At 73.5% G+C, this 8,819-nt stretch carries 5 protein-coding genes and 1 pseudogene; 4 read left to right on the plus strand and 2 right to left on the minus strand.

Annotated features, from left to right (window positions below):
• The 4 genes and pseudogenes from BIV23_RS44835 to BIV23_RS44850 all read left to right on the plus strand — a co-directional run.
• Positions 1–415, plus strand: a pseudogene (locus BIV23_RS44835) (dehypoxanthine futalosine cyclase); the annotation flags it as partial.
• Between the two features lie 104 nt (positions 416–519).
• Positions 520–1,509 carry an ATP-binding cassette domain-containing protein gene (locus BIV23_RS44840; protein WP_071386750.1) on the plus strand — a complete coding sequence of 330 codons (990 nt, stop codon included), beginning with the start codon at positions 520–522 and terminating at the stop codon, positions 1,507–1,509.
• The gene (locus BIV23_RS44845; RefSeq protein ID WP_071386751.1) at positions 1,509–2,360 is read left to right on the plus strand and encodes an ABC transporter permease; all 852 of its coding nucleotides are present in this window, start codon (positions 1,509–1,511) and stop codon (positions 2,358–2,360) included. Before BIV23_RS44840 ends, BIV23_RS44845 begins: the two co-directional genes overlap by 1 nt.
• Positions 2,361–2,370: 10 nt before the next feature.
• A complete protein-coding gene (locus BIV23_RS44850) occupies positions 2,371–4,917 on the plus strand; it encodes an AMP-binding protein (protein WP_071386752.1) in 2,547 nt (848 codons plus the stop codon).
• A gap of 198 nt (positions 4,918–5,115) precedes the next feature.
• Here BIV23_RS44850 and BIV23_RS44855 read toward each other — a convergent pair whose 3' ends face one another.
• Both BIV23_RS44855 and BIV23_RS44860 read right to left on the minus strand, forming a co-directional pair.
• On the minus strand, positions 5,116–6,150 hold the full coding sequence (locus BIV23_RS44855) for a ketoacyl-ACP synthase III family protein (RefSeq protein ID WP_071386753.1): 1,035 nt from the start codon (positions 6,148–6,150) through the stop codon (positions 5,116–5,118).
• Between the two features lie 39 nt (positions 6,151–6,189).
• Positions 6,190–8,819, minus strand: a 2,630-nt coding sequence (locus tag BIV23_RS44860; RefSeq protein WP_143079271.1) for a type I polyketide synthase, incomplete at its 5' end; no start/stop codon positions are given.

Genomic DNA, 8,819 nt, shown 5'->3' on the forward strand with positions numbered 1-8,819 from the left:
CCACCTCAAGGGCCGCACGCAGGCCACTCTCTTCGAGTACCTGCGGATGATCGCGATCGCCCGCCTCTTCCTCGACAACGTCCGGCACATCCAGGGCTCCTGGCTCACCACCGGCAAGGAGGTCGGCCAGCTGTCGCTCCACTACGGCGCCGACGACCTCGGCTCGATCATGCTGGAGGAGAACGTCGTCTCCTCCGCGGGTGCCAAGCACCGCTCCAACCTGCTCGAACTGATCGGCCTGATCCGCGGCGCGGGACGCGTCCCGGCGCAGCGCAACACGACCTACGAGCTGCTGCAGGTGCACGACGACCCGGCGAACGACCCCGCCGACGACCGCGTGGTCTCGCACATCTCCTCCACGGCCATCGAGGGCGGCACGGCCCACCCCGAGCTGAAGCTGATCGCCGCCCGCTGAGCGACGGCCATGTGTCCGGGACCGGGAACACCCGGGTCCCGGACACCCGTGCTTCCCGCACACCCCGCACGCCCCCATCCCTGCACACGAGGACGGAGAACCCCATGGCGGGTGCCATTCACGCCACGGGTCTGGTCAAGACCTTCGGTGAGGTCCGGGCCGTGGACGGAGTAGACCTGGACGTGCCGGAAGGCGGCGTGCTGGGGCTGCTCGGCCCCAACGGAGCCGGCAAGACCACGACGGTGCGGCTGCTGACGACCCTGTTGCGCCCGGACGCGGGCACCGCCGTCGTGGCCGGCCACGACGTGGTCCGGGAGCCGGACCGGGTTCGGCTGTCCATCGGCCTCTCGGGCCAGTTCGCGGCGGTCGACGACCGGCTGACGGGCCGGGAGAACCTCCGCATGATCGGTGAACTGTACGGCCTTCGGGCGCGGGCCGCCCGGCAGCGGGCCGACGAACTGCTGGACCGGTTCGACCTGAGCGCGGCCGGCGACCGGGTGTCGAGGACGTACTCGGGCGGCATGCTGCGGCGGCTGGACCTGGCCGGCGCCCTCGTCGTCCGTCCCTCGGTGATGTTCCTCGACGAGCCGTCGGTCGGCCTGGACCCGACCAGCCGCCTGATGCTGTGGGACGCCATCGAGGACCTCGTGGCACAGGGCGCCACGCTGCTGCTGACCACGCAGTACCTGGAGGAGGCCGACCGTCTGGCCCGGGACATCGCGGTCGTCGACCACGGGCGGATCATCGCGCGCGGCACACCGCGCGAGCTGAAGTCGCAGGCGGGCGGCCAGCGGGTCGAGGTGGTGGTCGCCTGGCCCGAGCAACTCGGCGCCACCGCCTCGGTGCTGGCCCGGTTCGGCACCCGTGGCCCGGACGTGGACCGGCCGCGCGGCATCGTCTCGGTGCCCGTCGACGGCGGAGTGCGGCTGCTCACGGAGGTCATCTCCGCACTGGCCGCCGACGGCATCGAGATCACCGACATCGGACTGCGCCGCCCGACGCTGGACGAGGTCTTCCTGGCCCTGACCGAGGACGTCCCGCGGCACCCGGTGGGCGCGGCGGCCGCCACCGGCGCGGCGGGCGAGAAGGAGTGATGAACGTGTCGGCAACGGCACCGCCCGTACCCGAACTGAAACCCGGCACGGTCACCAAGTCCGTGCGTGACACGCTGGTCGTCACGCGGCGCAATGTGATCCGGACGATCCGCATCCCCGAGGTGCTCGTCCTCAGCCTGGTGCAGCCCCTGGTCTTCGTGCTGCTGTTCGCGTACATCTTCGCCGGGTCCTTCGCCCTGCCCGGCGCGCACGGCCCGGCGGCCTACCGCGAGTTCATGATGCCGGGGTTCTTCGCCCAGACCATCGCCTTCGGCACGGCCAGCAACAGCAGCGTCAGCATGGCCAACGACCTGCAGAGCGGCATGGTCGACCGGTTCCGGTCGCTGCCGATGGCGCGGGGCGCGCTGCTCACCGGCCGCACGGTCGCCGATCTGGTGCAGAACGCGATCGTGGTGACCGTGATGATCCTGTGCGCGCTGCTGGTCGGCTGGCGCGCCCATCACGGGGTGCTGCAGGCCGCCGCCGGGTTCGGGCTGCTGCTGCTCATGGGATACGCGCTGTCGTGGGTGGGCGTCGTCATCGGTCTGACGGTGCGCGCTCCGGAGGCCGCGGCCAGCAGCAACTTCCTGTGGCTGTTCCCGCTGACATTCCTGTCGAACGCGTTCGTGGCGCCCTCCACGCTTCCGACGGTGCTGCGCTGGGCCGCGGAGTGGAACCCGCTGAGCGCGACGGTGCAGGCGGCACGGCAGCTGTTCGGCAACCCGGGGCTCGCGGCCACGGGTGCCTGGCCCGCCCAGCATCCCGTGCTGGTGTCGGCGGGCTGGTCGATACTGATCGCGGTGCTGTTCCGGACGCTGGCGGTGCGCCGCTACCGTTCGGCCGGCGCGTGAGGGGGAACGCGTGAGCGCGGACGCCATGTTCCAGGCGGAGCTGATCCGCCCGGTGCACGAACTGCTCGCCGGGCACGCCGCCCGGCAGCCCGACCGGATCGCCTTCAAGGACGCCCGCCGCTCGCTGACCTGGGCCGAACTGGACCGGCGTACCGCCCGGGTCGCCGGTCACCTGGTGGGGCTGGGGCTCACGCGGGGCGCGTCGGCGGCGATCTATCTGCCGAACCGGGTGGAGGCGGTGGAGAGCCGTCTCGCCGTCGCCCGCGCGAGCGCCGTCGGCGTCCCGCTCGATCCGCACCGCACCGACGCCGAGCTCGGCCACCTCCTGGACGACTGCGCCGCCCGCCTGGTGATCACCGGGGCCGGGCAACTGCCGCAGGTGCGGCGGGTGTTGGCGCAGCGCCCCGGCATCGCCGTGGTCCTGGTGGGCGAGCCCGCCGAGCTCGATGCCGTACTCGCCGGCCGCGACGCGGCGGACGACTCCCTGCCCCGCTACGAGACGCTGGCGGCCACTTGGTCGCTGCGCGATCCGCCGCGCGACGACCTGGGGCTCGACGAGCCGGCGTGGCTGCTCTACACGACGGGCACCACCGGGAAGCCGAAGGGCGTGGTCTCCACCCAGCGGGCCGCGCTGTGGGCGACGGCGTCCTGCAACGCCCCGCTGCTCGGGCTGTCGGAACGGGACCGGGTGCTGGCGCCGATGCCGCTGTTCCACACGCTCGCCCACAACATCTGCGTGCTGGGCGTCCTGGCCGTGGGGTCCGGCGCGTACATCACCGACGAACTGGCCGCGGACGAGGTGCTGCGCACGGCCCGGGAGGAGGACTCCACCTTCCTCGTCGGCTCGCCGGCCCTCTACCACCACATGGTGGAGCGGACCCGCACCGGCCGCTTCGCCCCGCTCGGCCTTCGGGTGTGCATGGTGGCCGGATCTCCCTGCCCGCCCTCCCTGCACGAGGCGTTCCGGTCCAGGTTCGGGGTCGCCCTGCTGGACAGCTACGGCAGCTCCGAGACGTGCGGCGCGATCACCACCAACCTTCCGGACGGCCCGTACGTGCCGGGCTCCTGCGGGCGTGCGCTGCCCGGCGTGACCCTGCGTCTCACGGACCCGCGCACAGGCGCCGAGGCCGGCACGGGCGAGGAGGGCGAGGTCTGGGTGTCCAGTCCCGCCCTCATGCTCGGCTACCACGGCCGGCCCGAGGCCACCGAGGCCGTGCTCTGCGACGGCTGGTACCGCACCGGCGATCTGGCCCGGCGGGACGCGAACGGATACCTCACCGTCACCGGCCGGTTGAAGGAAGTCATCGTCCGGGGCGGCGAGAACGTCCATCCGGCCGAGGTGGAAAGGGTCCTCCTCCAGGTGCCCGGCGTCGGCGACGCGGCGGTGGGCGCGAAGCCGCACGCGACGCTCGGCGAGGTGCCCGTGGCGTATCTGGTGCCCGGACCGGACGGGCTCGACGTCGAGGCGGTGCTGGCCACCTGCCGGGACGAACTGCCGCCCCTGAAACGCCCGGAGGAGGTCCACGCGATCGACGAGGTGCCGCGCGACCCGGCCGGGAAGATCGCCCGGCAGCGGCTGTCCGGGCTGACCGGGCGGCTGCTGTGGCAGCGGTCCCCCGGCCCGTCGGGACACGCGCGCTACGGGAGTGCGGCCGACCTCGGGCTGGCGGACGCGGAACATCAGCTGCTGGCGGCGGTGATCGAGCGTCCGGACACGGACGAGGTGACGTTCACCGGGCGCCTCGTGAGCGGCGCGGACGGACCGGGGTTCTCCCGTTCGGACGACGGGCGGACGGTGGTGCCGGGCGTCGTGCTGCTGGACCTGGCACTGCACGCCGCCGGGCATCTGGGCTGCGGCCGGCTGCAGGAGTTCGCAGCCGTACGACCGCTGGTCCTGCCAGCGGCCGGCGGCGTACAGGTGCAGGTCACCGTCGGCGCGGCCGGCGCTCTGGGTCTGCGGGCGGTGACGGTGTACACGCGCCGGGACTCCGGTGCGAGCGGTGCGACCGGCCGGCCCTGGATCCGGCAGGCGTCCGGCACGGCGGCTGCCTCCGCCGGTGCGCCACCGCGATGGCAGCCGGAGGTGTGGCCGCCCGCCGGTGCCTGGTGGGTACCGGCCGACGAGGTCTTCGGCGACCGCGGGGCCTTCGCCGCCACCGGCGCGCCGTCGGCGCTGCACGGCCTCTGGCGGCGCGACGACGAACTGTTCGTCGAGGTCCGGGTACCCGAAGGGACACCGGAGCAGGGCAGCCGCTTCGGTGTGCACCCGGCACTGCTGGAGGCCGTGGCACGTGCCGAGCTGTGGGCCGGCCTGGGCGGGGCGTGGGATCCCGCCGGATCGACCGCGCACCGGCTCGGAGCTCCGGACCTCTGGCGCGGGGTGACCCTGCATGCCGCCCGGGCCTCCGTGCTGCGCGCCCGGCTCACGGCCGCGGCGGACGGCACCCTCGGCGTGACGGCCGTCGACGCCGCAGGCACCCCGGTGCTGACGGTGGACTCGGTGCGCTTCGGCGCGCAGGTCCCCGCGGTGCTCCAGACGGCCTCCGCGACGCCGTAGGACATCTCGCCCGAAGAAGTACGCCGGGATCGACGGACGACCGCCCACCGCTGAGTACGAGCGGTGGGCGGTCGCCTGTGTGCCCAGGGAGGCCGGCCGATGAGCGCCGGCCAACACGCAGGCGGCCCCGGCCGGTTGGGGAAGACCGGCCGGGGCCGCCTGCGCACGGCGTCGGGGCGGCGCCCCGGTCGCCGGGCCTCAGACCGCCCAGGCGGGCAGCTCGTTGATCGTGACCACGCTGGCGGTGCAGATCCAGCCGGGCCCCTGGGAGACCAGCAGGACGTGGTCGCCCGGGCCGACCTCCCGGGTACGGACCAGGTGCTCCAGCGTGATGAAGACGTCCGCGCCGCCCACGTGTCCGACGCTCTTGCCGAAGTCCCAGCTGGACCGGGACATGGGCAGCCCCAGCGGCATCATCAGGGAGTACTCGATCATCCGGCCGTCCATGTTGATCGGCACGACCTTGGCGATGTCCGCCGCGTTCAGGTCGGCGTCGACCAGGGCCCGGTGGATGACGCCCAGGTCGAAGACGGTCAGCTTCTCCAGCGTCTCCGACAGCGACAGTTCCGTCTCCGTGAACTGCTCGGCCCGCTGCGCCATGTCGGCCATCGAGTCCGACTGCCCGCGCAGGAGCTGCGGGCCGTCACCGCGGTGCCACTTCTCCAGGGCCGGGAGCACCCCGGCGTGCAACGACCGCACCGTGGCGAACCCCTCGTCCGCGCTGAGCAGGACGGAGGCGGCGCCGTCGCCGAGGAAGTAGGACTGGCCGTAGCCCGTCCACCGGTCGATCTCCGGGGAGGAGAAGTTCTCGCCGGAGGTGAGCAGCACGGTCTCGGCCTCGGCGGCGCCGGTCATCTGGCCGACCGCCACCTCCAGGGCGCCCAGCATGCCGTTGCAGCCCTGCTGGAGGTAGATCGCGGAGATGTCGTCCAGGCCCAGCTCGCGCAGGATGTAGCCCGGCGGGTAGGAGCCGACGGGCCCCTGGTAGTACACCGCGCTGTGCAGGTGCGACGCGATCTCGTCGGGCTCGATCTTGGAGCGGTCCAGGGCGGTGCGGGCGGCCGAGACGGCCAGGTCCACAGCCGGCACGTCACCGGACACGTGCGTGCCGGTGAGCCCGTTCGACGCGACCACCTCGGCGTCCACACGGCCGTCGGCCACAGCCTGTTCCGCGCTCGCCCACTCGTGCAGAACGACCCCCAGGGAGTCGATGTGGACGTTCTCAATCCTCATGCGGGATCTCTCCTTGTCCGTCCGGCGTCGGGGCCGGTCTCAGGTGAGCAACTGCTGCTTGATGTGCTGGGCCAGCTCGGCCGGCGACGCGAAGTCGAACGCCACGCTGGGCGCAAGGCTCAGGTTGGTGGCCGTGTTCAGGGCGTTGCGGAGGTTGATCGAGGTCAGTGAGTCGAAGCCGAGGTCCTTCAGCGCCGCGGTGGCCGTGACGGACTGCACGGAGGAGTGTCCGAGAACGGTGGCGATCCGGTCGCGTACGAGCCCGGTCAGGGCCGCGTCACGCTCCTCGTCGGTCGCCATCGCGGCCAGGACGTGCCGCAGTTCCGTCTTCTCCGCCTCGGTGTCCTGCGCCGTCCGGCGGGCGGGGGCGGGCAGCAGGGACCGCAGCAGTGCCGGTGCCCGGCCCGCCCTCGCTCCTTCATGGAGCGCCGGGAAGTCCAGCCGGGCGGCGACGGTGAGGCCGAGTCCGGCCCCCTGCGCCGCGTCGAACAGCTGCATCCCCTGTGCCAGGGGAAGTGCCACGGACCCCGGCAGTGCCTCGGCCTTGCCCTCGGCGAGACCGCTGCGTCCCTCCCACAGGCCCCAGGCGATCGAGGTCACCGGGACCCCGCGGGCACGCATGTCGTACGCGAAGGCGTCCAGGAAGGTGTTCGCCGCGGCGTAGTTGGCCTGGCCGGCCCCGCCGAGGACGCCGGCGAAAGAGGAGAACAGCACGAACGCGGAGAGCTGCGCGTCCCTGGTCGCGTCGCGCAGCGCGAGCACCGCGTCCACCTTCGGCCGCAGCACCGGGCTCAGCCGTTCGGGCGTCAGCGAGGACACGACCCCGTTGTCGAGCGTGCCCGCGGTGTGCACCACCGCGCGCAGCGGCCGGTCGGCGGGGATCGCCGCCAGCAGTCCGGCGAGCGCCTTGCGGTCCGTGACGTCGCAGGCGGCGATGGTGACCCGGGCGCCGAGCGCGCAGAGTTCGGCCTCGAGGTCGACGGCTCCCGGTCCCCCGATGCCCTGACGGCTCGTCAACAGCAGGTCCCGTACTCCGTGTTCGGTCACGAGATGACGGGCGAGCGCCGATCCCAGCATGCCCGTGCCGCCCGTGACCAGGACCGTGCCGTCGACGCCGTCCAGCAGCGTCGTGCCACCGTCGGGGGCGACCGCCAGGCGCGCCAGCCGCGGCACCCGGACGGCTCGCTTGCGCAGCGCCCACTGCGGCTCGTCGGAGCCCGCGGCCCGCAGCAGCGCACGCCAGGCGGGTTTGCTCGCGTCCGTGTCCACCAGCAGGAAGCGGTCCGGGAACTCGGTCTGCGCCGAGCGCACCAGCCCCCATACCGCGGCCGCCGTCAGGTCGAGCCGTCCGTCCGCCCCCGTACCGTCCCAGGCCGGGACCGCGCCCCGGGTGAGGAACACCAGCCGGGACCGCTCGAACGCGGGCGTCGTCACCCAGGATCGCGCCCAGTCCAGCGCCCGGCGCGCGGTGTCGTGGACGCTGCCGGCGAGTTCCTCGCCCGTTCGCTCCCCGCCCGCGGCGGCGCAGGTCACCACGACCACATCGGGTGCGCCGGAGGTGTCAGCGACGGCGGCGGCCAGGCTCTCCAGATCCGGGTACGCCTCGGTGTACTGGCCCACGGACATCAGCGCGGACCGGGCCCGCAGCGTGTCCTCACCGACGATCGCCCACGTGGCGGGGACCGGGCCGGCGCTCGAAGCGAGGTCCGTGTCCCGCCACTCCACGCCGAACAGACCGTCCTGTTGTGCGGCCCCCGCCGCGCTCACTTCGCCACGCGAGACGGTTCGGGGCCTCAGGGACGTCACCGTCAGCGCCGGGGCCCCGGTGGCGTCGGCGGCCCGCACCGAGAACGCGCCGTCGGCCAGCGGGCTGATGCGTACGCGCAGTATCGAGGCCCCGGAGGCGTGCAGCGAGACTCCGCTCCACCGCGCCACCCGCCGCGGCCGTTCGGAGTCCGCCGGCTGTTCCCCGCTCGGCAGCACGTCCAGCACCGCCGCCGCCAGCACCGGGTGGAGCCCGAACGCGGCGGCCTCGCCACGCAGTCGCTCGGTCAGGGCAACCTCGACGAAGAGGTCGTCGCCCCGCCGCCACACGGAACGCGTGGTGCGCTCCTCCTCGGAGCCGTCGTCCCTCGCCTGCCGCTCCTGGGGCACGCTCTCGGCGCCGACCGGCGGCCAGGCCTCCAGGTCCCAGTCCGGCGACGGGCCTTCCTCGGTGAGCGATCCCTCTGCGTGGCATGTCCACGGCCGTCCCACGCCGCCGTCGCCCCACCGGGAGTGCACGGCCACCGAACGGGCGCCGCTCTCCCCGGGCTCACCGACGGTGACGCGGAGCTGGACGGCCTCGGATTTCGGCAGCACCAAGGGCTCCCGCACCGACAGCGCTTCCAGCCGCCCGCAGCCCACTTGGTCGCCGGCCATGGCGGCCAACTCGACCAGCACCGGATCCGGGACGACATGCGAACCGCCGATGCGGTACCCGGCCAGCCATGCGTACGCTCCCGCCGACAGCCGCCCGGTGAACAACACCGCAGCGGAATCCGGCAGTTCGACGGCGGCGCCGAGCAGGGGATGTTCCGTGCTCACCGCACCGATGCCGGCCACACCGCGGGAGGCTCCGGGGGCAGCTGTCAGCCAGTGGCGGTCGCCCTGGAAGGGATACGTCGGCA

Origin of the sequence: Streptomyces monashensis (assembly GCF_001866665.1) — a bacterium.
In the GTDB taxonomy this organism is placed as follows: Bacteria; Actinomycetota; Actinomycetes; order Streptomycetales; family Streptomycetaceae; genus Streptomyces; species Streptomyces monashensis.

Coding starts and splice junctions, on each gene's coding strand:
- BIV23_RS44840 (WP_071386750.1), top strand. CDS start 520: ATGGCGGGTGCCATTCACGCCACGGGTCTGGTCAAGACCTTCGGTGAG.
- BIV23_RS44845 (WP_071386751.1), top strand. CDS start 1,509: ATGAACGTGTCGGCAACGGCACCGCCCGTACCCGAACTGAAACCCGGC.
- BIV23_RS44855 (WP_071386753.1), bottom strand. CDS start 6,150: ATGAGGATTGAGAACGTCCACATCGACTCCCTGGGGGTCGTTCTGCAC.